Here is a 24,873-nt window from a genome sequence, read left to right as displayed (position 1 = left end):
GCCAGCGGCGCGAGGATACCACCGGCCCGCGCCGTCACGCGGGCCGCCTGCGTCAGTCGCGCAACCAGGGTTCGGCGATGTCCAGCGCCATCCGGTAGGGCTCGGGGTCGTTGCGGTTGGTCAGCACGATCACCGTGAGCCGCTGCTCGGGCCAGCGCACCAGCACGTTGCGGAAGCCCATGGTCTCGCCCGAATGCCACAGGCTCTGGCCGGTAATGCGCCACCCGTAGCCGTATTCAACCGTCGGGTCGTCGGTCGTCGTGGCAGAGGTGAACGCCAGCGCGCGCGAGGTGCGCGAAAGCAGGCGGTCGTCGTACAAGGCCGCGTCCCAGCGGGCGAGGTCCTCGATCGAGGAGTAGATGCCGCCGTCGCCCAGCACCGCGCTGGTCTGGCTCTGGTCGGTGCGTTGCCAGGCGCCGTCGACCAGGCTGTAGCCCCAGGCGCGGTTGGGCACCGGGGGTCCCTCGCGCACGTACGCCAGGGTGTTGGCCATGCCCAGCGGCAGGAAGATCCGCTCGCGCAGGAAGGTCGGGAAATCCTGCCCGGACGCCCGCTCCACGATCAGTGCTAGCAGCGCATAGCCGCTGTTGCTGTACCGGTAGTCGCTGCCGGGCGCGAAATAGGTGCGGTCCTGCGACTCGAGCAGCCTTAGCACGTCGGCGTCGCGCAACTGCCAGGTCATCGATTCCGGGATGACGTCCTCGTAGTCCACCAGCCCGGAGGTGTGGCTCAACAGGTGGTGGATCGTGACCGGTGCGGTGGCTTCGGGTAGCGACGGCAGCCACGTGCGGACCGGATCCTCGATCTCCAGCCGTCCGTCCTCGGCGAGCAGCAGGATCGCCGCGGCCGTGAACTGCTTGCTGACCGATGCAAGCCGGTAGTTGGTCGACGGCGCCGCCTGCATGCCGGACTCGAGGTCGGACATGCCCCAGGCTCGGCGGATCGCGGGCTGGCCGTCATGCAGCACCAGCACCGATGCGCCGGGCACGGTACCGGCGTAACGCTCCATGACCGCGTCGACATGGGCGATACGCTCGGCGGAGGTAGTGCAACCGGCCATCAGGGCGGCGGACGCAAGCAGAGTAAAGGATGCACGCATCGCCCTAGCCTCCACTCGCCGATGGCCCGGCACAGTCACCGGTACGGACGAACGCGAGGTCTTCGTAGTCGTAACTGAAGTCCGCATCGGGATCGACCTTGGCCATCCCCAGCCGGCGGATGCCGGCCTCCTGGCTGAAATCGGCCCAGGCTTCGGCATGGTCGGCGTGCCAGTCGACCAGGTAGCGGTCGCCCACGCGCATCAGGTCGCCGCTCAGGCGCGGCGACTTGGCCGAACGGAACGCCACGCGGTCGTCGACCGCGCAGATCGTGACGTCGCCAAACCACGGGTCGCGCCAGGTGCCGAGCCACGGTGCCATCCCGGCGGCCGAAGCCGGCTGGCGGGACGAGGTGTCAGGCACGACGGCGGCGGCATCGGCGCCTGATTGCCGGGCCTGCAGCGCGGCAACGACCGCGCCGAGGTCCCGCCCTTCCCCATCCGGCGTCAGGTGTTCGACCAGCACCTGGTTCAGCACCGTGCGCGCCTCGTCGGCATCGCCGTTGATCATGAACACGAAGCCGCTGTCGAGGTCAGGCAGCAGGTGCAACTGCGAATACATGCCACCCAGCGTGCCGGTGTGCGACACGCTCCACTCCCCGTCGACATCGGCCAGGCGCCAGCCATAGCCGTAGGCGTAAAAGTGGGTGTCGTCCCAATCGCGGCGTCGCTGGGAGACCGGCATCGGCGTATGCGCCGTCCACAGTGGCAGGCGTTGCTCCGCCGGCAGCCACGCCAGATGCGCAGGCGTCGGCGCCAGCCAGTTGCCGGCCCACGCCAGCATGTCGTCGAGGCTGCAGCGGATGCCCCCGGCGGCCGCCGACGTGATGGCCGGGACCTGGGGCGGGTCGAGCCGCATGGCCACGTTGCCCGCATCGACACGGGTATGCGGCTGGGCCACGTTGCCGGTGGCTTCCCGGTCGAACGCACCCACGCGACATCGCGTCAGGCCCAGCGGCGCGAACACCTCGCGTCGCACCAGCTCCTCGTACGAAGCGCCGCCGGCCGCGGCGGCCACTTCGCCGGCGACCACGTAAAGCAGGTTGTCGTACGCGTAACCCGAACGGAAACTCTGCTGCGGCTGGAGGTGCGCCAGGCCGGCGAGGATGTCGTCGCGGGTGAAGTGGTTCGGCTCGGGCCACAACATCAGGTCGCCGGCGCCTTCGCGCAGGCCGGCGTTGTGGATCAGCAGGTCCCGTACCTGGATCTCGCGGGTGACCCACGCGTCGTGCATGCGGAACTGCGGCAGGTGCTTGACCACCGGGTCGTCCCACGCCAGCTTGCCGGCGTTGACCAGCCGCGCGAGCACCGCGGCGGTCATCGCCTTGGTGTTGGATGCGATCTTGAACAGTGTGTCCGCATCCACCGCTTCGCCGGAACCGGCGACGGTCTCGCCGCGGGTGCCGCGGTAGACCACTTCGCCGTTCTCGATCACGCCCAGCGCCAGCCCGGGCAGGTCGTAGTGCGCCATCACGTCGTCGACCACGCGGTCATAGAACCCCATCGCGCCGCGGGCCTGGCCGAGGTCGGCGGCCTGCTGCCAGACGCGCAGCAGGTTGCCGCCCCACAGCTGCGCGATCTGCGTGTCGTCGAAACCACGTCGACGCAGGCCGTCGGTGACGTTGGCGGTCTCGGTAGCATCCATCCACCCGGTGATGCCACCTCCGCCGTCGAAGTCCGACGCAATCCCGACGTGGTCGATCCCCGCAACATCCACCACGTGCTCGATGTGGTCCAGATAGTCTTCCAGCGTGGCGATCGGGTGCTCCTGTTCGATCCGCGCCACGCCGGCAACGTATGCCGGCAGGTGCTCGTGCAGCTCGCTGTCGAACCCGTCAGCCCCGGCTTCGCGCGCGACCTGCGCCTGCAGTGCCGCCTCGGCCGCTTCGCGGGCCGGGTCGAGCTTCAGGAAGTAGGTGTAGGCGACCACCTGCACCACCCCGCCCTGCGCGCCGATCGCGCGCAGCAGGGAGTCATCGAGGTTGCGCGGATGGTCGGCCAGTGCCCGCGCCGAGGAGTGCGATGCAATCACGGGGGCCGCGGACAACGCCAGAACGTCGCGCACGCACGCATCCGACGCATGCGAGACGTCGACCATCATCCCCAACGCGTTCGCGCGCCGCACCACCTCGCGCCCGAATGGGCTCAGGCCAACGTCGCCCGCTGGAACATCGCCGAACTCCGGTCGGGCACCGGAACTCGTGCACAGGTCGTTGTGACCGGTGTGGGTGAGTCCGATATAACGCGCGCCCCGACGGTAGGCGGCGTCGAGATTGCCGATGTCGAGGCCGAGCGAGTAGCCGTTCTCGATCCCGATCATGGCCGACAGCACGCCGGCCGCGTGGTTGGCGCGCACCTGCGCCGGCGTCGTGGCCAGCCGGATCCGGTCGGGGTAGCGCTCGAGCATCGTCTCAATGGCCGAGTACTTGCGCTCCGCCTGTGCGATCGCCTCGGTGTAACCCTCCGGCGTGCGCGGGCCCTGCTCGACGTAGATCACGAAGAAGGCCGCATCGAGGCCGCCGCGCTCCATCTTGCCCAGGTCCACCTTCAGCGCGGTGTCGGTGCCGACGTCGAAGCGCGCGTCGCGCATGTAGTCGGCCGGGATGTCGACGTGGGTGTCGATGGTCAACGGGTCGGCAGCCCGGGCATCGCATGACAACGCCAGCGCGAGTGCGCACAACGGAAGGAACGGTCTCATCGCAGGCTCGGCCTCCTGGGCGGACCGGCCACGTGGCCGTTGCCCGCGAAAAAAGATGGCGGCCCGCCGCTGCAGGCCGCCAAGGGGGTGAGGCTCAGTACGACAGGGACAGCGTCAGCTGTGCATAGCGCGGGGACTGCAGGAAGCGCTCCTGGCCGAAGTACGGGTCGCGGCTGCCGACGCCGGGCTCAAGCTCCTGGTAGACCCAGATCGGCTTCTGGTCGTTGAGCAGGTTGTAGACCGCCAGCTTGGCCTGGAAGTCGGCCAGGCCGAACGAGCGCTGGTAGGTCACGCTCGCGCCGATATCAACGGTCCACGGCATCCGGCCGGCGTCTCCGCGGGGCGAGTGCTCGAACACGCGGTCTGCGGTGCTCCAGGTATCGCCTTCCTCGGCATCGGTCGGACGGGTGCAGTTCTCAACGCACAGGTAGTAGCTGTGGTAGCTCTTCCAGTTGTACGGGTTGCCGACACCGAACGCGGTGATCGGGCCGCCGGACTTGGCATCGACCGTGGCGCCCACGCGCCAGTTGTCGGTCACCGCGTAGGTGCCGCGGAGCTTGATCTGGTGGCGGTGGTCGTTGGCCAGCGGGCCGTAGCCGTCGAGGTTGACGAACGGGTCGTCGAAGTTCTCGGTGCGACCGGTATCGCCGAAGTTGGTATCGGTGTTGACCGGCCCCTCGGCGTTGCCCTCGTTCCACGACAGCGTGTACGAGCCATTGAACATCCACTTCTCGTCCCACGCGCGGTCGACCTGGAACTCCAGCGCCTTGTAGGTGCGCCGCGGCTTGACCCAGCCGCGCTGGCCGGTCGGCGTGGAGTCGACGTACTCCCATTCGCCGTCGGTGTAGACGTAGTTGTCGGCCTCGGTCCAGTACCCCGCCTGCGCGGTGTCGATGGTGAGGTAACCGTCATCGACGCCGTCGCAGTCGGTGTCGCCCCAGATCGTCAGCTCCTCGCCCGGGTTGGCCATCACCCAGCTGCTGCCGACCCGCCCGCAATGCGTGGCGGTGATGTTGATGTCGTCGATGGCGTTGTTGAGCTTGCGGTAGATGCCGCGCACGCCCCACGACCACGCCTGGCTGAGCTGCTGCTGGAAGCCGAGGATCAGCTCGTCCTGGTAGACCTGGTCCATGTCGGCGTCGACCTCGGCGCGCAGGTCACCGACGGTGCCGTCACCCTGGCTGTTGTCGAAGCCGAACTGCTCGCCAAGGATCGGGAACGCGTACTCAACCCCGTTGTGCTCGCGGATCTCCCAGCCCTCGAAGCCGTAGAACGTCCGCGCGTCGAGCAGCGCGCCACCCTGCTTGATGTTGATGACGTTGGCGACCGGCAGGAAGTAGCGGCCGACGTTGCCGAACAGCTTGGTGGTGCCGTCGCCACGGACGTCCCACGAGAAGCCAAGCCGCGGCGACCACATGTCGTCCATCTCGATGTAGGTCGCGCCCAGGCCGTCCTTGTTGTCGAAGGCCTCGTTGCGGATGCCCATGTTGAGCACCAGGTCGTCGGTGACCGACCAGTTGTCCTCGATGTACCACGCGTTGTTGGTCGACTCGAAGTTGCCGAAGATCTCGTACTGGCGCGCACGGACGTAGGCGAAGTAACCGTCCGGGACGATGCCCGCGTCGGGGATCTGCGCGCCGGGCGTGGTCGCGGTGACGCCGTACTGGATGCCGCCCGGGCCCGAATAGGCCTGGCTGAGGTCGGAGGTGTTGCTCTCGCGGTCCAGGCCGAAGCGGAGGCGGTGGTCGCCCAGCGACCATTCGAAGTCCACGCGCGTCTGCTCGCGCTCGTCGAGCCGGTCGTAGATGCTGAGGTTGCTGGTGCAGCCCAGCGGCACACCGGGATCCGGCACGCCGGTGCCGGCGGAGACGAAGTTGCAGGTGGCGTCGTTGGGCGACGCGCCGATGTCCTTGCGCTCGGTCTGGCCGTGCAGGACCTTCATCGACAGGTTGTCGGTGAGGTAGGACGTCCAGGTCAGCGCCCAGTTGGTGCCGCCCGCCTCGGTGTAGCGGTCGCTGATCTTGTCGCCGATCTCATCGGTGTCGAAGTCGTAGGCGTAGGTGCTGCTGTCGAGGCGGTTCTCGTTGGAGAACGCCATCAGGCTGAGCAGGTTGTTGTCGGTGACCTGCCAGTCCATGGTCGCGCCCCAGAACCCGTCGTCGGAGGTCCCGCGGGTGAAGCTGGTGCCGACGTTGTTGGTGCTCTCGGGCTCGACCTGGCGGCCTTCGTACATCGCGAAGAAGAACAGGCGGTCCTGCACCAGCGGCCCAGAGGCCCAGATGTTCATCCGGGTCGAGTCGGTGGTGTCGTGGCTGCGGGTGAGGTAGCGCTCGCCCTCGAAGTAGCTGTCGCGCCGGGAAGACTCCCACTCGCGCGGGCCGAGTACGACCTTGCCGCCGGAATGGAACTCGTTGGTGCCCGACTTGGCGACCGCGTTGACGACACCGCCGGTGGTCCGGCCGAACTCGACCGAGTAGCCGCCGGTCTTGACCTGGAACTCCTCGTAGAAGTCGAACGGCGCCTCGGAGAAGCCGATGCGGTTATAGAAGTCGGTAACGTTGAGGCCGTTGACGTAGAACGCGTTCTCCGCCACGGACGAGCCGCCGAACGAGATGCCGCCGAAGCCGGCGCTGCCACCGGCCACGCCCGGCGCCAGCAGTGCCACCGAGCTGACGTTGCGCTCGACCGGCAGCCGCTCGATCTGTTCGGCGGTGACGTTGGTGGCCGATTCGGTGGAACTGACGTCGACCGCATTGATGACCCGCGACCCGATCACCTGCACCGCGCCGAGGCTGGTGACGTCGTCGCTGGCGCCGACGTAGGTCGCACTGCCGAGGCCGACGCGCACCTGCACCGGTTCGCCGACGGGCTCGCCATTGGCGCTGGCCTGCAACTCGTACGTTCCCACCGGCAGGTACGAGAACCGGTAGTTGCCGCTGGCATCGGCGGTGACCGTGCGGCTGAAGCCGGTCTGGGGATTGCGCACGGTGACCTGGGCGCCCGCCTCGGACACGCCCACCACCGCGCCGTCCTGGGCCATCGCCACCGGCGTCAGTGCCGCGAGGCAGAGCCCCATGGCGATCGAAAGCGCGCTTCTGTGCAGGTTCCTGTTCTTCATGCCCCCTCCGGCGTTCTGGTCGGTGATCGGCCTGCGCTTGGCAGGGCCGTCGCGTGGATTGATCGAAGTGATTCAGTCGTTGCTGCGCGCCGTCCTGGCGGTGTCGGGCAGGATCCGTGCTTCGAAGTCGTAGTCCCACTGGTCGAAGTACAGGTTGCCGCCGTCCCACTCGACCTCGCCCCGCTGGGAGTCGACGGTCTCGGAACGGAAATGCTGCTTGGCCGGGACAAACCCGGTGCCGTAGTCATCGTTGAAGGCGATCCGGTAAGCATCCAGGCCACCCAGGTAGAACCATTCCAGGTCGGCACCACTGTCGGCGGTCGCGCCTTCGAACCGGCCGGTGGTCACGTCCATCGGCACCCAGCCGTACGGCGCCAGGTACATCCAGCCCCAGTCGTGCAGGTTCCAGTAGTCGCCTTCGGAATAGACCATGCCCGACTGCCAGCGCGCCGGGATGCCGTTGAGGCGCAGCAATGCCATCAGCAGCAGCGTCTGCTGGCCGCAGTCGGCGTGGCCGGCGTGCAGCGCGTAGTCGCTGATGTTGGTGATCGTCGAGTACTCGCGCGCACCGGCCCAAGGAATGTCGTCGACCGCGGCGAACAGCTTCTGCGCGATCCGGTACGGGTTGGTCTCGCCGTTAACGAACTTCTCGGAGAACGCACGCAGCGCCGGGGTGAACACGATGTGCGGCGGGCGCTCGCCCAGGTGCGCGGCCAGCTCGGCGGTCGCCGGGGCCGGGACCACCTTGTCCGGGTCGATGGCGTGGCGCTGGGCCAACAGCGTCAGTTCGTAGTCGATGGAGAACTCGGTCGGCTCGCCCGCGCGAGCCACCTGTTCCATGTAAACGGTACGTTGCGCGGTCGGCTCAGGTGCGACGGTGGCTTCTGCCGGGATGCTTCCAAGCAGGCGGATGTCCTGCTGCTGGCCGGGGATGTCGCGCGGAAACGGGATCCACGCCCGGACCGTCTCGCCGGCGGGCACCGCGTCCGCGTCGACCGTGATCGACTGGGTGACCTGCACCCGCCGCGGCAGCACGCTGGCCTGCCCCGTCTCGCGGGCGGCCTCGACGACAGCCGCGTGGTGGGCATTGGGAGACTCCATCGGCCCTTCGCTGAAGGGTGCCGGATCGGCGCGGCGCGCGGCCGCTTCAGGGCTGAGGCGGAACAGGTTGGGCACCGCGCGCGCGAAATACAGCGTGCGCCCGTCGATCACCCGGTGTTCAATCAGGTTGGCCGCCTTCCAGCGGGCGAACTCCGCGTCGCCCAGGTCGGGGATCGCCTTGCGCAGCCGGGAGAGCACTTCGGCCTCGTCGAGCCGGAAGTCGATCAGGATGCGACGCATGCGCTCGCGTTGGAACAGCAGCGCATCGCGGTCAGCGACAGTGAGTGCCGGGTCGGCAAGTGCGGCGTCGATCGCGGTTTCGGCCGCCTTGAACCTGTCGCTATCCACCATCGACACGACGGAATCCAGCCGCTGGTTCCCAGCGGGAGTGTCCGGTTCGGCCGCGACCGATCCGAACGCCAGCACCGCTGCCACGAACGCGGCGCAGGCGATCAGCCCGCGTCCCGCGCGGGGTCTGATGTGTTTTGCGGCGGTGACGTCCCGAACCCAGTCCACCCGTTGCTTCCCCTACGGATAACCATTCGTGAACGGTGTGTAGCACGCGACTTGGATCGGGTCAATAAATTATTCCTGTTTGCTGTGATATAAGAATCGCGTATTCCGCAGCGCACAAACGACCGACATGGGGGAAGACGTCTTGGGGACCGGACCCACCCACCCGCGCGACCGGGCCCTCGCCTTCACCGGCGAGGCAGCCCCGTATCCTGTTGGCAGCCCTTCGCACCTGGGCGGCGCGCGCCGCCGACATTCCATGAAGAATCGCCTGCACCCGTTCCTCGCGGCCCTCGCGCTTGCGTTGCTGGTTGCCCAGCCGCTCGCCGCCAGGGAGCCGGTCACCGCCATCCCGGCACACGGCGTGGTCGGCATCCAGCCGGCGCACCTGACCCCGGCGTTCTGGCTGGAGCGGCTGGAAACGCCCGATGCCGTGCTGATGGACCGCAACGCGATCCAGGCCCAGAACACCCGCCTATGGGCGTTGGACGGCTCGATGCACGACCTGCGTGCACTGCCCGGGACGTTGGATGCCGGCACCGTGCGCGCCTTGATCGAGGACCTGTCCGAGCGTCCCAGCAGCGGACGGTGGGACGTCGAAGGCCGGCCGGTGCCGGACACGGTGCTGGATGCGATGGTCGACAACCTCGCGCTCGACGCCATCCCCGCGAGCCAGCCGACGCGCCACGGCCTCGTGGTGCACCGCGCCGCACTGCGCACTTTCCCGACCGCGCAGCGCATGTTCAGCCGCGCGGGCGAGACCGATATCGACCGGCTGCAGGAAAGCGCGCTGTTCCCCGGCACCCCGGTGGTGATCGCGCACGAAAGCGCCGACGGCGACTGGCTGTTCGTCGTCAGCCCGCGCTACGCCGCATGGATCGAGAAACGACACGTGGCCGAAGGCAGCGCCGAGGCAGTGTTCGGCCACGTCGACGCGTCGCCCTACCGCGTCATTACCGGCGCCACCGAACACACTGTTTTTACCCGCGAGGAGCCGCGCGTCTCGCAGCTGCAACTCGACATGGGCGTGCGCGTGCCGCTGGCTGACACCCTGCCCGACCAGCCGGTCAACGGCCAGCACCCCTACACGGCGCACGTCCTCCGCTTGCCGGTGCGCGAGGCGGACGGCAGCCTCGGCTTCGCGCCGGCGCTGTTGCCGCGCATCGCCGACAGCAGCGCCGACTACCTGCCACTGACCCGTGCCAACCTGGTCGCGCAGTCGTTCAAGTTCCTCGGTGAACGCTACGGCTGGGGCCATGCGTACAACGCGCGCGACTGCAGCGGGTTCGTCTCCGAGATCTACCGCAGCATGGGCGTCCAGCTGCCGCGCAACACCAGTGCGCAGGCTGTCAGCCCCGCGCTCGAACACGTGACGTTCGACGCCGACGACCGTGCCACCCGGATGGCGGCGGTCGACCAGCTGCAGGTCGGCGACCTGGTCTACATCCCCGGCCACGTGATGATGGTCATCGGCCGCGTCGACGGTGCCCCGTATGTCATCCACGACACCAACGGTGGCAGCGTGCTCGACGCCGACGGCGGCCTGCGCAGCATGGCGCTCAACGGGGTCTCGGTCACGCCGCTGCTGCCGATGATGTTCAACCGGACCGAAAGCTACGTGGACCGCATGACCAGCATCGTGCGCCCGCACGTGCCGCCCGCGTCTTCCCGCTGATCGCGTCGCCAACAGGACACGACACACGACCCATGAAGATCACCGACATCCAATTCGGCATGCTGCGGGTACCGCTCAAGACGCCGTTCAAGACCGCGCTGCGTACCGTCGAGCGGGTCGAGGACATCGTGGTCATGGTGCACACCGACTCAGGCCAGGTCGGCTATGGCGAGGCACCGGCCACCGCCGTGATCACCGGCGACACCCACGGCTCCATCGTCGACGCGATCCGGCACTACATCTCGCCGCGGCTCATCGGCGAGGACATCGCCGACCTCAACCGCATCACCCGGCTGATCCAGACCTCGATGGAGAAGAACTCCAGCGCCAAGGCGGCGGTGGAGATCGCGGTGTACGACCTGTGGGGCCAGCTCTACAACGCGCCGCTGTACAAGATGCTCGGCGGCGGCGACCCGGTCATCACCACCGATATCACCATCAGCGTGGACACCATCGACAAGATGGTGGCCGATTCCATCAGCGCGGTGGAGCGCGGCTTCGACTCGCTGAAGATCAAGGTGGGCAAGGACATCGGCGTCGACGTCGAGCGCATCAAGGCGATCTACGCCGCGGTGGAGAGCCGCGCCCTGCTCCGCCTCGACGCCAACCAGGGCTGGACCGCCAAGCAGGCGGTCTACGCGATCACCACCCTGGAGGACGCCGGCGTGCGGCTGGAGCTGGTGGAGCAACCGGTCAAGGCCCGCGACCTCGAGGGCATGCGCTACGTCACCGAGCGGGTGCACACCCCGATCATGGCCGACGAGAGCGTGTTCGGCCCGATGGAGGTGATCGAGCTGATCAACCTGCGCGCGGCCGACATCATCAATATCAAGCTGATGAAGACCGGCGGTATTTCGAACGCGATCCGGATCGCCGACATCGCCGCGCTGCACCAGGTCGAGTGCATGATCGGCTGCATGCTCGAATCGAGCATCAGCGTCGCCGCAGCGGTACACGTAGCGGTGGCCAAGGCCGACGTGATCACCAAGATCGACCTGGACGGCCCGTCGCTGTGCCAGTTCGATCCGGTCGAGGGCGGGGTCACGTTCAACGAGTCGGAGATCTCGGTCAGCGAGGCGCCTGGGCTGGGCATCCGTGAGATCCGCGGGCTCGAGCCGATACCGGGCAGCGCGGCCGCCTGACGTGTCCGCACTGCTGAAGATCCGCGCCGAGCGCGACCGCATGTCGGCGATCGAGCGCCGCATCGCCGACTTCGTGCTCGACAACGCGCAGCTGCTGCGCGACTACTCGTCGCAGCAATTGGCCAACGCGCTGGGCATCAGCCAGTCCAGCGTCGTCAAGTTCTGCCAGAAGTTGGGCTTCAAGGGCTATCCCGACCTCAAATATTCGGTCGGCGAGGCGATTGCACGCGCCGACAATGGCGAAGACACCCGCGACACAGGCGCTCCGCCCGCGCCGCCGCCGGACGCCGGCATGGAGCTGTGGCTGCGCAAAAGCCAGGCCGAGGAGGAAACCCGCTCGATCAATCCGCCCGAGCTGCTCGAGGCGGTGGTCGCCGCCCTGCTGGGCGCGTCGGCCGGGGGCAAGGTCTTCATCATCGGCCTCGGCGAGGACGACATCCCCGCCCGTGCGATCGCACTGCGGCTGTCACTGCTGGGCATCCTCACCGTGCACAACTTCGACACCGCACACATGACCGCCAGCGTATCGGCCGCCGGCCCGGGCGACGTCCTGCTGGTGTTTTCCGAGCACGGCAAACAGCCGGCGCTGTGCCAGATCGGACGGCTGTTCCGCGAGCGTGGCGGGACGGTGGTGACCATCACCCGCCATAACTCAAACCCCCTGCGCGCCCACGCCGACCTCTCGCTGCTGGTCTCGGCCCATGACGACCGCGCCCACATCGAACCGCTGCTGTACCGCTCGGCCCTGCAGCACCTGCTGGACCGGATGTTCGTGCGGCTGTGCGAATCGGGCCACATGGCGCGGCTGCAGGCCACCATGGAGCGCATCCAGCCGATGCTCGAAGGCTGACGGGGTCCCGCCGGAAGCGCCGTCCGGGCGCCGACGGGGCCATTGCGGGGAGGTCTTCAGGGCCTGTCTCTGCGATAATCGTGCGGATGGCCCCGTAGCTCAGCTGGATAGAGCGTCCCCCTCCTAAGGGGAAGGTCACACGTTCGAATCGTGTCGGGGTCGCCATTCATTCGTTTCGCAAGGAGTTTTTTGATGACCCACCCCGTCCTCACCGCACTCGGCCTGAGCGGCACCGAATCCGGCACCTACCTCGGCAATGGCGAATGGGCCACGACCGCCGACGCCGGCATCCTCGAGCCGATCAACCCGACCGATGGCGAGGTGCTGGCGCGGGTCCAGGCGTCCTCGCAGGCCGACTACGAGAAGATCGTCGAGCGCGCCCAGGCCGCCTTCAAGGTCTGGCGCAATACCCCGGCCCCGCGCCGCGGCGAGGCCGTGCGCCTGTGCGCCGACGCGCTGCGCGAACACAAGGACGCGCTGGGTTCGCTGGTCGCGCTGGAAATGGGCAAGTCCAAGCCCGAGGGCGACGGTGAAGTCCAGGAGATGATCGACATCGGCGAGTTTGCCGTCGGCCTGTCGCGCCAGCTCTACGGCCTCACCATGCATTCCGAGCGCCCCGGCCACCGGATGTACGAGCAGTGGCACCCGTTGGGCATCGTCGGGATCATCTCGGCCTTCAACTTCCCGGTCGCGGTGTGGGCGTGGAACGCGCTGGTCGCGGCCGCCTGCGGCGACATCTGCATCTGGAAGCCCTCGCCCAAGACCCCGCTGTCGGCCATCGCGTCGGTCCGGATCTGCAACGAGGCGCTGAAGAAGGGCGGCTTCCCGGACATCTTCTTCCTGTTCAACGACGCCGGCACCGACTTGGCCCAGACCTTCGTCGACGACAAGCGCATCGCCCTTGTCAGCTTCACCGGCTCGACCAAGGTCGGCCGCCACGTCGGCGAGCGCGTCGCCAAGCGCATGGGCCGCTCGCTGCTGGAGCTGGGCGGCAACAACGCGATGATCGTCGACGCCACCGCCGACCTGAAGCTGGCGATCCCGGCGATCGTGTTCGGCGCGGTCGGCACCGCCGGCCAGCGCTGCACCACCACCCGCCGCGCCTTCATCCACGAGTCGATCTACGACGACGTGCTGGCCAAGCTGGTCACGGCGTACAAGCAGGTCGAAGGCAAGACCGGCGACCCGATGGACCCGGCCAACCTGATGGGCCCCCTCAACAGCAAGGATGGCGTGCAGGCGTACCTGACCGCGATCGAGAAGGCCAAGGCGGCCGGTGGCAAGGTCGAGACCGGCGGCGCAGCGGTGGATCGCAAGGGCAACTTCGTGCTGCCGACGATCATCACCGGCCTGGCCAACGATTCCGAAGTCGTCCAGACCGAGACCTTCGCGCCGATCCTGTACGTGATGAAGTTCAGCGACCTGGACGAAGCCATCGACATGCAGAACGACGTGCCGCAGGGCCTGTCGTCGGCGATCTTCACCCAGAACCTGAAGGCGGCCGAGCAGTTCCTGTCGGTGCGCGGTTCGGACTGCGGCATCGCCAACGTCAACATCGGCACCTCCGGCGCAGAGATCGGCGGCGCGTTCGGCGGCGAGAAGGAGACCGGCGGCGGCCGCGAGTCGGGCTCGGATGCATGGCGTGCGTACATGCGCCGCCAGACCAACACCATCAACTACTCCGACGAACTGCCGCTGGCCCAGGGCATCAAGTTCGACCTGTAAGGAGAACCGGGCGATGAGCGATCCCACCCCTCCGCCATTGCCCCCACCGCCGCCGGCCGCGCCGGCGGTTGGCCGGCAGACCAGCGTGCTGGCCATCGTCAGCCTGGTCTTCGGCCTGCTGGGGTGGACCCTGCTGCCGCTGGTCGGAAGCCTGGTGGCGGTGATCACCGGACACCTCGCCCGCGCCGAGGTCAGGCGCACAGCCGGTGCCGTCGACGGTGATGGCCTGGCCATCGCCGGGTTGGTGCTCGGCTACTCGATGATGGCGCTGGCGATCATCGGCGTGCTGGCCGCGGTGCTGTTCTTCGGCGGGCTGGTGGCACTGTTGGCCGTCGCCTCGGCCGTGGGCTGAGCATGTACGCACTCGCCCGGCCCTGGCTGTTCCGGCTCGACGCCGAACAGGCGCACGACCTCAGCCTGAAGATGCTCGACAAGGCCCATGCAAGCGGCCTTGGCGCGCTGCTGGCGCGACGCCCCGAGCCGCTCCCGACGCGCGTGTTCGGGCTCGATTTTCCGAACCCGGTCGGCCTGGCTGCCGGGCTCGACAAGGACGGCGCGCACATCGATTCGCTGATGGCGCTCGGCTTCGGCTTCGTCGAGATCGGCACGGTCACCCCGCGCCCGCAGGCGGGCAACCCGAAGCCGCGGATGTTCCGGCTTCCCGCCCAGGAAGGCGTCATCAACCGGCTGGGCTTCAACAATGCCGGGGTCGACGCGCTGGTGCGCAACGTGGAGAAAGCCGAACGACGCGGTGCCCTGCTGGGCATCAACATCGGCAAGAACAGGGAAACGCCCAACGAGATCGCCGAGGGCGACTACATGTACTGCCTGTCGCGGGTGTACCCGCTGGCGGACTACGTGACGGTCAACATCTCCTCGCCCAATACCGCCGGCCTGCGCGAGCTGCAGGAAGAGCAACTGCTGCGGCGCCTGGTCGGCACCCTGCGCGAGGAGCAGGAGCGGCTGGGTGCCAAGCACGGTCGACGCATCCCGATGCTGGTCAAGATCGCGCCCGACCTGTCGGAAGCCGACATCGAGGCGTGCGCGCGGGTGCTGACCGAGCTGGAGGTCGACGGCGTCATCGCGACCAACACCACCGTGTCGCGCGTGGCCATCGAGGGCGCGCCGCACGCGGATGAAACCGGCGGCTTGTCCGGCCGACCGCTGATGGGCCAGTCAACCACGGTGCTGCGGATGATGCGCACGCGCCTGCCGGAGTCGATCCCGCTGATCGGGGTCGGCGGGATCCTGTCGGGCGCCGACGCGGTCACCAAGATGGCCGCCGGCGCGAGCCTGGTGCAGTGCTACTCGGGCCTGGTCTACCGCGGCCCGGGGCTCGTGCGCGAGTGCGTGGAGGCGATCCGCCGCCGCAAGTTCGCGCCCAGCCGTGGCCCGGTTCCGCCGGTCGCATGAGCGAACCGCTCCGCCTCTTCCGCAACGCTCCCCTGCAGGCGCGCAACACGTTCGGCGTTGCCGCGAGCGCGCCGCTGCTGGCCGAGGTCCAGGACGCCAGTGCCCTGCCCGGCCTGTTGTCCGGCCCCGAGTTCGCGGGCCGGTCGCCGCTGGTCCTGGGCGGTGGCAGCAACCTGCTGTTCGTCGCCGACCCGGTCCAGCCGCTGCTGGCGCTGACCGGACGTAACATCCGCGTGGTCGACGACGGCGACCTCGCCATCGTTCGTGCCGATGCCGGCGTCCAGTGGCACGCCTTCGTGCTGGACACACTCGACCGCGGCCTGTGTGGGCTCGAGAACCTCGCCCTGATCCCGGGCACGGTGGGTGCCGCGCCGATCCAGAACATTGGCGCCTACGGCGTGGAAGTGCGCGAGTTCGTCCACGCGGTCGAAGCGTTCGAGCCGGCGACAAGCCGCTGGCTGCGGCTGGACGCCGACGCCTGCGCGTTCGGCTACCGCGACAGCCTGTTCAAGCAGGACCCGGACCGCTTCGTTGTCACCGCCGTCGAGTTCGCCCTGCCGCGCCAGCGCGCGCCGCGGCTCGACTACGCCGGCCTGGGCGACGAGATCGCCGCGAGCGGGATCACCGCCCCCACGTCACGGCAGGTTGCCGACGCGGTCATCGCGATCCGTCGCCGCAAGCTGCCCGACCCGGCCGTGCTCGGCAACGCCGGCAGCTTCTTCAAGAATCCGATCGTGCCGGCCGGGCAGGCCCTGGCACTGGCTGACGCACATCCCCGCCTGCCGGTCTTCGGCGGCGGCGACGATGCCACCCGCAAGCTCTCGGCCGCATGGTTGATCGATGCCTGCGGCTGGAAAGGCCACCGCGACGGTGACGCCGGCGTGGCGGCGTCGCATGCCCTGGTGCTGGTCAACCACGGGGCGGCCAGCGGGCGCCAGCTGTTCGACCTCGCCCGGCGCATCGCCGGCTCGGTACACGAACGCTTCGACATCGCGCTGGAACCGGAGCCTCGCGTGGTGGGCGCACGCTGGTGAGCGGATCCACGCACGCCCGTGCCGCCGCCCTGATGCTGGGGAGCACGGTGTTCTTCGCGTTCATGGTCATCACGATCCGGCTGGCGTCGGAAACGCTGCACACCTTCCAGGTCGCGTTCTTCCGCTGCTTCTTCGGGATGCTCGCCACCGCGCCGCTGGTTTACCGGCACGGCCCGGGCCTGCTGCGCACGCGGCAGCTGCCGCGCTACGTGGTGCGCTGCCTGATCGGCACCCTGTCGATGCTGTGCGGCTTCTGGGCCATCGGCAACCTGCCGCTGGCGCAGGCGGTGTCGCTGTCGTACTCGACCCCGCTGTTCGTCACCATCGCCGCCGTGCTGTGGCTGGGCGAGCAGGTGCGCGCGCGCCGCTGGACCGCCGTCGTGCTGGGTTTCATCGGCGTGCTGGTGATCGTCCGCCCGGGCACGGACGGATTCAGCGCGGGCACCCTGGTCGCGCTGTCGGCGGCCGTGCTCAGCGGCATCGTCTCGATCCAGATCAAGCAGCTGTCAGCGCTGGAACCGGCCGACCGGATCGTGGTGTGGACCACCATCCTGTGGGTGCCGATGTCGCTGGTGCCGGCACTGACGGTCTGGGAATGGCCCGAAGGCATCGCCTGGTTGTGGGTCATCGCGGCGGGCGCGCTGGGTACGGCCGGCCACATGCTCTGGACCCGCGCACTGAAGCTCGGCGAGGTGTCCGCACTGACCCCGATCAGCTTCATGCAGTTGCCGATCGTCGCGCTGCTCGCATTCGTGCTCTTCGGCGAAGGCGTGGACCGCTGGACGGTGCTGGGCGCCTCGATCATCTTCGGCGCCAATGCCTACATCGCGCACCGGGAGGCGACCCTGGCGCGGCGTGCGGCCACCTCGGCACCCTCGACCGGCGCCAAGCCCGGCGAGTAGCCCGCCAAAAGAAGACCCCGGCGCATGGCCGGGGTCCGTGTCGCACTCTACCGGCAGTGTGCCGGCTCAACTCAGAACTGCAAGCTCCACAGGTCGATCTTGCCGGTGTCCTGGGAGTACGCGTCGTTCACCCGCAACTTCCAGGTGCCATTGGCGCTTTCCGACGAGGCATTCACGGTGTAGACCGCGTCGATGTCGTTGGCGCTGCCACCGGAACGGTTGCGCAGCGTGTAGACGCTGCCGTCCGGGGCCACCAGGCTGACGGTGAGATCGCCCACGTAGGTGTGGTCGATGCTCACCGCGACCTTCAGGTCGCTCGGCGCATTGCCGCTGACGCCGGTCACCGTGATCGGGCTCTCCACCGTGGCGCGGTCGCGGATCTGCACGTCGGTACCGTTCTCGAAGTAGCCGCCGCCACCGCCGCCGTCACCGGAGAAGCTGCCGGTCAGGCTGACGCCCGAGAACGCGCTGTAGCCCCGCAGCATCACGTGGTAGGTGCCCGCCTGCGGGTTGCTGAAGCTGCACGACTCGGTGTTGCCGCTGCGGTACGGACGGCAGTCGTAAGAGGACGTGGTCGGCGCGGCACCGAATCGCACATACATGTCCGCGTCGCCGCTGCCACCGGCCATGTTGAACACGAGATTGCTCGCGCCCGCCGGCACTTCCAGCGTCCAGAACTGCTGGCTGCCCTGCGCGCCCGCGATCCCGGTCTCCGGCACGCCGTTCTCGAGTTCGCCACCGCCCGGCGGCGGATCCTCGCCTCCGTCGCAACTCACGCCGACCGCGTTGAACGCGGCCACGACATCGGCCTGCGGGTAGCCCAGCTCGACCGCTCCGGCCTGCACGCCGCACGCCCCCTCGTCATAGCCGGTGCTGGGCTGCCAGTGGAACTGGTTGGCGTAGGCGAAGACCTGGAACGCCTCGCGCGGGTCCCAGCCGCTGGTCTTGGCCAGCAGGCAGTAGGCCTTGTTGTAGACGCCGCTCGAGTAATGCACGTCCAGGCCGTTGTAGTAGTCGTCGGCATGGTCGATCGACCGGCCGTCCTGGGTGGGGTTGCACATGTAGCGCAGCGAACCGCTGCCCTTGAAGATGTCCGCGCCCACCAGGTAGTCGGCGCTGCCGCGGTCGAAGAACTCCGCCGCTTCGCCGGCCATGTCGGAGAAGGCCTCGTTGATGCCGCCCGACTGGTTGCTGTAGATCAGGCCCGAGTTCTGCTCGGTGAATCCGTGGCTGACCTCATGCGCGCTCACGTCCAGCGACACCAGCGGATGGAAGGTGCTGCCGCCGTCGCCGAACGTCATCGACGAGCCGTCCCAGAACGCGTTCTCGTAGCTGTTGCCGTAATGGACGTTCATCTTCAGCCGGAAGGTCAACGGCGGAACGCCGACGTAGGCGTTGTACATGTCGTACACCACGCCACCGAAGTGGTGGGCGTCGTTGAGCGGCGAGTACGCGCCATTGATCTGCTTGACGGTGTTGGTCGGGCAGTTGAACGAGTGAATCGGGCCGCTGGAGCCGTGGTTGAAGTTGTGGGTCTCCACGTTGGTGTTGACCATCGAACAGGTGCTGCCCGACTGCTGCACGTCCAGCGCGGGGTAGTCGGTGCCGTACTGGTACTGGCCGATCTTCTGGTTGCCACCGGGGCCGTAGCCGTCGGCGAAGGTCAGGCCTTCCCACTGGCGGATCACTTCCCCGGAGTTGGCGTCGATGATCGCGGTGGGACGCGAGGGGCTGTCACCGTCGACGAAGAACGACGTCAGGTACACCAGCCGCGCGGGACCCTGCTCGGCATACACGAACAGCTCGGTCTTGCGGTTGCTGACGTTGCCGGCGGCCGCCAAGGCGGCACCGGCGCGGGCGGCCAGCACTGCCTGGGCGCGCTGGGCGCTCAGCCGCGGGGTCACCGATGGAAGCTCGACCTGCACGTCCTGCAGGACCTGGCCCTGCATGCGCAACGCGTTGCCCATGCTGTCCTGCACGACCGCGACGCTGTGTCCCCAGACCGGGACCCCGCGATAGGTCTGCTGCATGCGCACGGTGCGGTTGCCGTTGCGGGTGGGCGCCGAGGTGCGCGCCTTCAACGCCATGTCGCTGCCGAGCCCGAGCTGGGCCGCCACTCGGTTCATCGGGGTGGCACCGAGGCTTTGGCGCTGGACCTGGCGGGTGTCGGCCGCGGTTGCGGTCGACATGGCGGCCATGCCGATGGCGGCCACCAGCAGGTTGAGGCGATACGAACGGAAATAACGTGACATCCCACATCCTCCTTTCCATGAGAACTCCCATCGCGGGGGCGATGGAGCGGATTCAACGATTCCCCCTGTTCCCCGCGCCGCGCATCCGACGGTGTCGGTGGCAACTTTCCGGTTGCATGCGATGCGGGAACCGACGCGGGCCGTGATGGCCGCGACCGGGCGATCCTGGGAATGGCCGGTTCGCGCGTCAAACGCCGTGGGTGGCCCTCACGCAGCGATCACGCACCCGTCACGTCGCCGCTTTATTCCCTGAACTGCAACAAAACGAGACAGCACGGGGGCCGCGGCGTATACAGCCGGACACGGAGGTGGGCTGCCGCACGAAACAATGTTCCAGCCTGCGTGCTGCACTGCACCAGAGATCCCCGCGAGCGAGGTGCTGTCAGCGGCCGGTGCGCCAGGGGTGCATGCGCCAGCGGAAAACGGCCAGGTAGACGATCGCCGCCCAGATGCTGGCCGCCGCCCAGCCGGCGAGGATGTCGGAGGGAAAGTGCACCCCGAGGTAGACCCGCGAACCACCGACCAACAGCACGAACGGCACCGCCAGCAGCAGCACCGGCCAGCGCCAGCGGGTGCGCCAGGCGAGCAGGACCACCACCCACGCCAGCGTCGCCGACCCCATCGCGTGGCCGCTGGGAAAGCTGTAACTCGACTCGGGGGTGATCGATTCCCACAAGGTCGGCCGGTCACGTGCAAAGAGCAACTTGGTACCGACGTTGAGCAGGCCCGACCCGGCCAGCGCGATGCCGGCAAAGGTTGCCTCCCGCGGCCGCCGCAGGCCCATCAGGGTCAGCACCAGCAACACGTCGAACGGGACCACCCCGTGCAGGTAGCCCAGGTCGGTGACGATCACGAAGAACCGGTCCAGCGCCGGCGAGGCAGCGTCGCGGGCGAGAGCCAACATCGGCTCGTCGAACGCGATCGGCTCGCGCTCGCGCACTTCGTCCACCAGCTCGGCAAAACCCCACATCGGCAGCAGCAGTCCGACGAACACCAGCAGCAGTCGCCAACCGTGGCGGTGCAGCAGGCTGCGGAGCAGCGTCCTTTCCAGCCGCAGCGCCGAGGCGAGCGGCAGGCGACGCCGGGCGGGATCAGGCGGCGCCGGCGGCGCCATAGTGGCGGTCGACGTAGGCGTCGATCAGGCCGACGAACTCATCGGCGATGTGCTCGCCGCGCAGGGTGACGGTCTTCTCCCCGTCCTCGAACACCGGGGCCGACGGGGCCTCGCCGGTGCCCGGCAGCGAGATGCCGATGTTGGCGTGGCGGGACTCGCCCGGGCCATTGACCACGCAGCCCATCACCGCCAGGGTCAGGTTCTCCGCGCCGGGATGGGTCACTTTCCACTCCGGCATCCTGGCGCGTACGTGCTCCTGCACCTTCTGCGCGAGCTCCTGGAAGAACGTGCTGGTCGTGCGTCCACAGCCCGGGCACGCGGTGACCATCGGGGTGAACGCGCGCAAACCCATCGTCTGCAACAGCTCCTGGGCGACGATCACTTCGTTGGTGCGCGACTGGCCAGGCTCGGGCGTCAGCGAGATCCGGATCGTGTCGCCAATGCCTTCCTGCAGCAGGATGCCAAGCGCGGCGCTCGAAGCCACGATGCCCTTGCTGCCGATGCCGGCCTCGGTCAAGCCCAGGTGCAGCGCGTAATCGCCGCGCGTGGCCAGCTCGCGGTACACCGCCACCAGCTCCTGCACGCCCGATACCTTGGCGCTGAGCACGATGCGGTCAGCCGGAAGACCGATCTCGACCGCGCGGTCGGCCGAGTCCAGCGCCGAGCGGATCAGCGCCTCGCGCAGCACCCGGCCGGCGTCCCATGGTTCGTCGCGCAGAGCGTTCTCGTCCATCAACTGCCGTGCCAGCGCCTGGTCGAGCGAACCCCAGTTGGCGCCGATCCGGACCGGCTTGCCGTGTTTGATCGCCAGCTCGATCAAGGTCGCGAACTGGCTGTCCTTTTTCTTGCCGAAGCCGACGTTGCCGGGGTTGATGCGGTACTTGGCCAGCGCCTCGGCAGCGGCCGGTTCGGCGGTCAGCAACTGGTGGCCGTTGTAGTGGAAATCGCCGATCAGCGGCACCTCCGCCCCCATCATCGCCAGCCGGTCGCGGATGCGCGGCACGGCCGCGGCGGCCTCGGGCGTGTTGACGGTGATGCGCACCAGCTCCGAGCCGGCGCGCCACAGCTCGGCGACCTGCTTGGCGGTGGACGCGACGTCGGCGGTGTCGGTGTTGGTCATCGACTGCACCACCACCGGCGCCCGTCCACCCACCTGGACGCCGCCAATGGTCACGGCGCGGGTATGGCGGCGAGGTTGCGGCCCGAAAAGCGGAGCAGCGCAGGGGCGATGGGCATCGGAATTCATCCGCGCATTGTACCGCCGCGCAGTGGTCGTCCCGGCGTGACCCGCACCCGCCACTGCGCTACGGTAGCCCGCCACCCGGCCCCTTCCACGATGTCCCTCGACGACCCCAACCACGTCCTGACCCCGAGCCAGCTGAACACGCTGGCGCGGGACATGCTGGAGGGCGCGTTCCCACTGGTATGGATCGAGGCCGAATTGGGCAATGTCGCCCGACCGGCGTCCGGGCACCTGTACCTGACCCTGAAGGACGCCCGCGCCCAGGTCCGGGCGGCGATGTTCAAGCCCAAGAGCAGCTGGCTCAAGTTCGTGCCGCGCGAAGGGATGCGCGTGCTGGCGCGTGGCCGCCTGACGCTGTACGAAGCCCGCGGCGAGTACCAGATGGTGCTCGACCACATGGAAGAGGCTGGCGAAGGCGCACTGCGGCGCGCATTCGAGGAGCTCAAGGCCAAACTGGCCGCCGAAGGCCTGTTCGACGCGGACCGAAAGCGGCCGCTGCCGGCGTTCGCCACGCGCATCGGCGTGATCACCTCGCCCACAGGCGCTGCCGTGCGCGACGTGCTCAGCGTGCTGGGACGGCGCTTCGCGCTGATCCAGGCCGACGTGTTGCCGGTGCAGGTGCAGGGCGCTTCCGCCGCGGCGCAGATCACCCGGATGCTGGAGCGCGCCGCAACCTCCGGGCGATACGACGTGCTGGTGCTCGCGCGTGGCGGTGGCTCGCTTGAAGACCTGTGGGCATTCAACGACGAGGCGCTTGCCCGCGCGATCGCCACCTGCCCGGTGCCGGTCGTGTCGGCCGTCGGGCACGAGACCGATTTCAGCCTGGCCGATTTCGCCGCCGACCTGCGGGCGCCGACGCCGTCGGTCGCCGCGGAACTGCTGGTGCCCGCCCGTGACGACATCGAGCGCCGCCTGCGTGCGCTCGACGGCCGGATGCGGCAATTGCAGGCGCAGCACCTGCGGCAATGGATGCAGCGTGCCGACCGCGCGGCGTTGCGTCTCAACGCCGTGCGCCCGCAGGCGAGACTGGAACTGCTTTGCCGCCGCCAGGCCGAGGGGCTCAGGCGACTGGCCGCGGCGTGGCAGAAGCGGCTCGAGCGCGAGCGCGCCCGCGTGCGCCACGCCGACGCCGTGCTGCGCGCGGCGCACCCGCAGCGGCGCATCGCCCGCCTGCGCGAGCGGCTGGCCGCGGTATCGCCCAGGCCGCGCGCGGCGATCGGGCGCCGGCTGGGCAACGACGCACTCCGCCTGCGGGGACTTGCGCGGTCGCTGGAGGCGGTCAGCCCGCTGGCCACCGTCGCGCGCGGCTACGCGATCCTGCAACACGGCGATGGCCGCGTGGTCCGCAGCGTCCTGGATGCGGCGCCCGGCGATGCGCTCGACGCGCGCCTGGCGGATGGCCAATTGCGTATCCGGGTGGAGTGACACCAGCGCCTGACGGCGGGGCAACATCCGGCGTGCCACTGTCCGCGCATTCCCTGCTGCGTCACCCGCATCGCCCCGGAGCCCGCCATGCCCAGGTTGAAGCCCAGCTACCCCTACTACCTCGCCGGCCGCGCGGTCGCCGCCAACACCGACCTCGAGGTGCGCGACAAGTACACCGGCAAGCGCGCCACGCGCGTCGCGATGGCCAATGCGCGTACCGTCGAAAAGGCGATCGCGGCGGCAGTGGCAGCCCGGCCGGCGATGGCCGACTTCCCGCCCGACGCGCGCCGCGACGTGCTGCTCCACTGCGTCGGGCAGTTCGAGGCGCGGCGCGAGGAGCTCGCGCATGCGCTGTGCATCGAGGCCGGCAAGCCGATCGGTGACGCACGCGGCGAGGTGACCCGGCTGATCGATACCTTCCGCATCGCGGCTGGCGAGGCGACCCGCATCGATGGGGAGGTGGTCGAGCTGCGCATCTCCGAGCGCACCCGTGGCTACCGCGGCATGACGCGGCGCGTCCCGGTCGGTGTCTGCAGCTTCATCACGCCGTTCAACTTCCCCCTCAACCTGGTCGCGCACAAGGTAGCGCCGGCGATCGCTGCGGGCTGCCCGTTCGTACTGAAGCCGGCCGGCAAGACCCCCGTTGGGGCGCTGATCATCGGCGAAGTGCTGGCAGGTACCGCGCTGCCGAAGGGCGCGTTTTCGATCCTGCCGTGCTCCAACGAGGACGCAACGGCGCTGGTCGAGGACGACCGCATCGCGTTGCTGAGCTTTACCGGGGGCCCCATCGGCTGGGAGCTCAAGTCGCGCGCCGGTCGCAAGAAGGTGGTGCTGGAACTCGGCGGCAATGCGGCCTGCATCGTCGATGCCGACCCCGGGCGCGACATGGACGAAGTGGTCGAGCGGCTGGTATCCGGCGCGTACTACCAGTCCGGCCAGAGTTGCATCGCGGTGCAGCGCATCCTCGCCCATGCCGACGTCTACCCTGTCCTGCGCCGGAAGCTGCGCGCGGCGGTCGCGAAGTTGCCGATGGGCGATCCCCGCGACGCCGCCACCTTCATCGGCCCGATGATCGACGAGGACGCCGCCCGACGCGTCGAGGACTGGATTGCCGCGGCGCGCAAGGCAGGCGCGAAGAAGCTCGCCGGCGGTCCACGCAAGGGCAACATGTTGCCGGCGTGGTTGCTGGAAGGCGTGCCGCGTGACGCCGAGCTCTACCGCAATGAAGCCTTCGGCCCGGTCGCGCTGATGGAACCGTTCGACGATTTCGACGCGGCGCTGGCGGCGGTCAATGACAGCGAGTACGGCCTGCAGGCCGGGGTGTTCACCGGGCGCCTCGACCACGCGATGCGCGCCTGGGACCGGCTCGAGGTCGGCGGGGTGGTGGTCGGCGACATCCCCAGCTTCCGCGTCGACAACATGCCCTACGGCGGGGTCAAGGGTTCGGGGCTGGGCCGCGAGGGCGTGCGTTACGCCATCGCCGACATGACCGAGCCGCGGCTGCTGGTGATCCGGGAAGCTTGAGCCCCGCGTAGGCGCGCCAACCCCGTTTCCGCCTGCAGTGCGTTAACC

At 68.7% G+C, this 24,873-nt stretch carries 17 protein-coding genes and 1 tRNA gene; 11 read left to right on the top strand and 7 right to left on the bottom strand.

Annotation, left to right across the window (positions count from 1 at the left end):
* Positions 1–52 precede the first annotated feature (52 nt).
* The 4 genes from KOD61_RS05130 to KOD61_RS05110 all read right to left on the bottom strand — a co-directional run bounded on the left by KOD61_RS05130 (position 53) and on the right by KOD61_RS05110 (position 8,364).
* Positions 53–1,060 (bottom strand): serine hydrolase domain-containing protein, encoded by a 1,008-nt coding sequence (locus KOD61_RS05130; protein ID WP_251370693.1) that lies wholly within the window; start codon positions 1,058–1,060, stop codon positions 53–55.
* 43 nt (positions 1,061–1,103) lie between these two features.
* Positions 1,104–3,794, bottom strand: a complete 2,691-nt coding sequence (locus KOD61_RS12985; protein WP_251370666.1) for a membrane dipeptidase — start codon at positions 3,792–3,794, stop codon at positions 1,104–1,106.
* 94 nt (positions 3,795–3,888) lie between these two features.
* The gene (locus KOD61_RS05115; RefSeq protein WP_215219960.1) at positions 3,889–6,912 is read right to left on the bottom strand and encodes a TonB-dependent receptor; all 3,024 of its coding nucleotides are present in this window, start codon (positions 6,910–6,912) and stop codon (positions 3,889–3,891) included.
* 72 nt (positions 6,913–6,984) lie between these two features.
* A complete protein-coding gene (locus KOD61_RS05110) occupies positions 6,985–8,364 on the bottom strand; it encodes a transglutaminase-like domain-containing protein (protein WP_215220298.1) in 1,380 nt (459 codons plus the stop codon).
* Positions 8,365–8,785: 421 nt separating this feature from the next.
* Here KOD61_RS05110 and KOD61_RS05105 point away from each other — a divergent pair, with 421 nt between their 5' ends.
* The 9 genes from KOD61_RS05105 (at position 8,786) to KOD61_RS05065 (ending at position 17,267) form a co-directional block, all read left to right on the top strand.
* Complete coding sequence (locus KOD61_RS05105; RefSeq protein ID WP_215219959.1) at positions 8,786–10,201, top strand: C40 family peptidase; 1,416 nt, start codon at positions 8,786–8,788, stop codon at positions 10,199–10,201.
* Between the two features lie 32 nt (positions 10,202–10,233).
* Positions 10,234–11,343 (top strand): dipeptide epimerase, encoded by a 1,110-nt coding sequence (locus KOD61_RS05100; RefSeq protein WP_215219958.1) that lies wholly within the window; start codon positions 10,234–10,236, stop codon positions 11,341–11,343.
* Position 11,344: 1 nt separating this feature from the next.
* On the top strand, positions 11,345–12,193 hold the full coding sequence (locus KOD61_RS05095; RefSeq protein ID WP_215219957.1) for a MurR/RpiR family transcriptional regulator: 849 nt from the start codon (positions 11,345–11,347) through the stop codon (positions 12,191–12,193).
* 88 nt (positions 12,194–12,281) lie between these two features.
* Positions 12,282–12,358: transfer RNA gene (locus KOD61_RS05090), tRNA-Arg, on the top strand.
* 27 nt (positions 12,359–12,385) lie between these two features.
* Entirely contained in the window at positions 12,386–13,918 is a 1,533-nt protein-coding gene (amaB, locus tag KOD61_RS05085; protein WP_215219956.1) for an L-piperidine-6-carboxylate dehydrogenase, read from the top strand.
* Positions 13,919–13,931: 13 nt separating this feature from the next.
* The gene (locus KOD61_RS05080; protein ID WP_215219955.1) at positions 13,932–14,270 is read left to right on the top strand and encodes a DUF4190 domain-containing protein; all 339 of its coding nucleotides are present in this window, start codon (positions 13,932–13,934) and stop codon (positions 14,268–14,270) included.
* A gap of 2 nt (positions 14,271–14,272) precedes the next feature.
* A complete protein-coding gene (locus KOD61_RS05075; RefSeq protein WP_215219954.1) occupies positions 14,273–15,331 on the top strand; it encodes a quinone-dependent dihydroorotate dehydrogenase in 1,059 nt (352 codons plus the stop codon).
* On the top strand, positions 15,328–16,365 hold the full coding sequence (murB, locus tag KOD61_RS05070) for a UDP-N-acetylmuramate dehydrogenase (protein WP_215219953.1): 1,038 nt from the start codon (positions 15,328–15,330) through the stop codon (positions 16,363–16,365). Before KOD61_RS05075 ends, murB begins: the two co-directional genes overlap by 4 nt.
* 32 nt (positions 16,366–16,397) lie before the next feature.
* Entirely contained in the window at positions 16,398–17,267 is an 870-nt protein-coding gene (locus KOD61_RS05065; RefSeq protein WP_215220297.1) for a DMT family transporter, read from the top strand.
* Between the two features lie 71 nt (positions 17,268–17,338).
* Here the strand turns inward: KOD61_RS05065 and KOD61_RS05060 are convergent, their stop codons facing one another.
* The 3 genes from KOD61_RS05060 to ispG form a co-directional block, all read right to left on the bottom strand.
* A complete protein-coding gene (locus tag KOD61_RS05060) occupies positions 17,339–19,519 on the bottom strand; it encodes a M4 family metallopeptidase (RefSeq protein ID WP_215219952.1) in 2,181 nt (726 codons plus the stop codon).
* Between the two features lie 382 nt (positions 19,520–19,901).
* Complete coding sequence (locus tag KOD61_RS05055; protein WP_215219951.1) at positions 19,902–20,633, bottom strand: phosphatase PAP2 family protein; 732 nt, start codon at positions 20,631–20,633, stop codon at positions 19,902–19,904.
* Positions 20,611–21,879, bottom strand: a complete 1,269-nt coding sequence (gene ispG, locus KOD61_RS05050; protein WP_215219950.1) for a flavodoxin-dependent (E)-4-hydroxy-3-methylbut-2-enyl-diphosphate synthase — start codon at positions 21,877–21,879, stop codon at positions 20,611–20,613. Before ispG ends, KOD61_RS05055 begins: the two co-directional genes overlap by 23 nt.
* Before the next feature lie 90 nt (positions 21,880–21,969).
* Here ispG and xseA point away from each other — a divergent pair, with 90 nt between their 5' ends.
* Together xseA and KOD61_RS05040 are read left to right on the top strand one after the other, a co-directional pair.
* Complete coding sequence (gene xseA / locus KOD61_RS05045) at positions 21,970–23,301, top strand: exodeoxyribonuclease VII large subunit (RefSeq protein WP_215219949.1); 1,332 nt, start codon at positions 21,970–21,972, stop codon at positions 23,299–23,301.
* A gap of 87 nt (positions 23,302–23,388) precedes the next feature.
* On the top strand, positions 23,389–24,825 hold the full coding sequence (locus tag KOD61_RS05040; RefSeq protein WP_215219948.1) for an aldehyde dehydrogenase family protein: 1,437 nt from the start codon (positions 23,389–23,391) through the stop codon (positions 24,823–24,825).
* The last annotated feature ends 48 nt before the right edge of the window (positions 24,826–24,873 follow it).

This window comes from Lysobacter luteus (genome assembly GCF_907164845.1).
GTDB lineage: Bacteria > Pseudomonadota > Gammaproteobacteria > Xanthomonadales > Xanthomonadaceae > Novilysobacter > Novilysobacter luteus.
The sequence above is the reverse complement of the archived record's forward strand: the minus strand, read 5'-3'. Positions and strand labels throughout refer to the sequence as shown.

What these genes read in the sequence shown, in the direction of transcription:
- KOD61_RS05110 (WP_215220298.1), bottom strand. Translation starts at nt 8,364, where the DNA reads ATGGTGGATAGCGACAGGTTCAAGGCGGCCGAAACCGCGATCGACGCC.
- KOD61_RS05115 (WP_215219960.1), bottom strand. Translation starts at nt 6,912, where the DNA reads ATGAAGAACAGGAACCTGCACAGAAGCGCGCTTTCGATCGCCATGGGG.
- KOD61_RS05060 (WP_215219952.1), bottom strand. Translation starts at nt 19,519, where the DNA reads ATGTCACGTTATTTCCGTTCGTATCGCCTCAACCTGCTGGTGGCCGCC.
- amaB (WP_215219956.1), top strand. Translation starts at nt 12,386, where the DNA reads ATGACCCACCCCGTCCTCACCGCACTCGGCCTGAGCGGCACCGAATCC.
- KOD61_RS05055 (WP_215219951.1), bottom strand. Translation starts at nt 20,633, where the DNA reads ATGGCGCCGCCGGCGCCGCCTGATCCCGCCCGGCGTCGCCTGCCGCTC.
- KOD61_RS05105 (WP_215219959.1), top strand. Translation starts at nt 8,786, where the DNA reads ATGAAGAATCGCCTGCACCCGTTCCTCGCGGCCCTCGCGCTTGCGTTG.
- KOD61_RS12985 (WP_251370666.1), bottom strand. Translation starts at nt 3,794, where the DNA reads ATGAGACCGTTCCTTCCGTTGTGCGCACTCGCGCTGGCGTTGTCATGC.
- KOD61_RS05080 (WP_215219955.1), top strand. Translation starts at nt 13,932, where the DNA reads ATGAGCGATCCCACCCCTCCGCCATTGCCCCCACCGCCGCCGGCCGCG.
- ispG (WP_215219950.1), bottom strand. Translation starts at nt 21,879, where the DNA reads ATGAATTCCGATGCCCATCGCCCCTGCGCTGCTCCGCTTTTCGGGCCG.
- KOD61_RS05040 (WP_215219948.1), top strand. Translation starts at nt 23,389, where the DNA reads ATGCCCAGGTTGAAGCCCAGCTACCCCTACTACCTCGCCGGCCGCGCG.
- KOD61_RS05130 (WP_251370693.1), bottom strand. Translation starts at nt 1,060, where the DNA reads ATGGCCGGTTGCACTACCTCCGCCGAGCGTATCGCCCATGTCGACGCG.
- KOD61_RS05065 (WP_215220297.1), top strand. Translation starts at nt 16,398, where the DNA reads ATGCTGGGGAGCACGGTGTTCTTCGCGTTCATGGTCATCACGATCCGG.
- KOD61_RS05075 (WP_215219954.1), top strand. Translation starts at nt 14,273, where the DNA reads ATGTACGCACTCGCCCGGCCCTGGCTGTTCCGGCTCGACGCCGAACAG.
- murB (WP_215219953.1), top strand. Translation starts at nt 15,328, where the DNA reads ATGAGCGAACCGCTCCGCCTCTTCCGCAACGCTCCCCTGCAGGCGCGC.
- xseA (WP_215219949.1), top strand. Translation starts at nt 21,970, where the DNA reads ATGTCCCTCGACGACCCCAACCACGTCCTGACCCCGAGCCAGCTGAAC.
- KOD61_RS05100 (WP_215219958.1), top strand. Translation starts at nt 10,234, where the DNA reads ATGAAGATCACCGACATCCAATTCGGCATGCTGCGGGTACCGCTCAAG.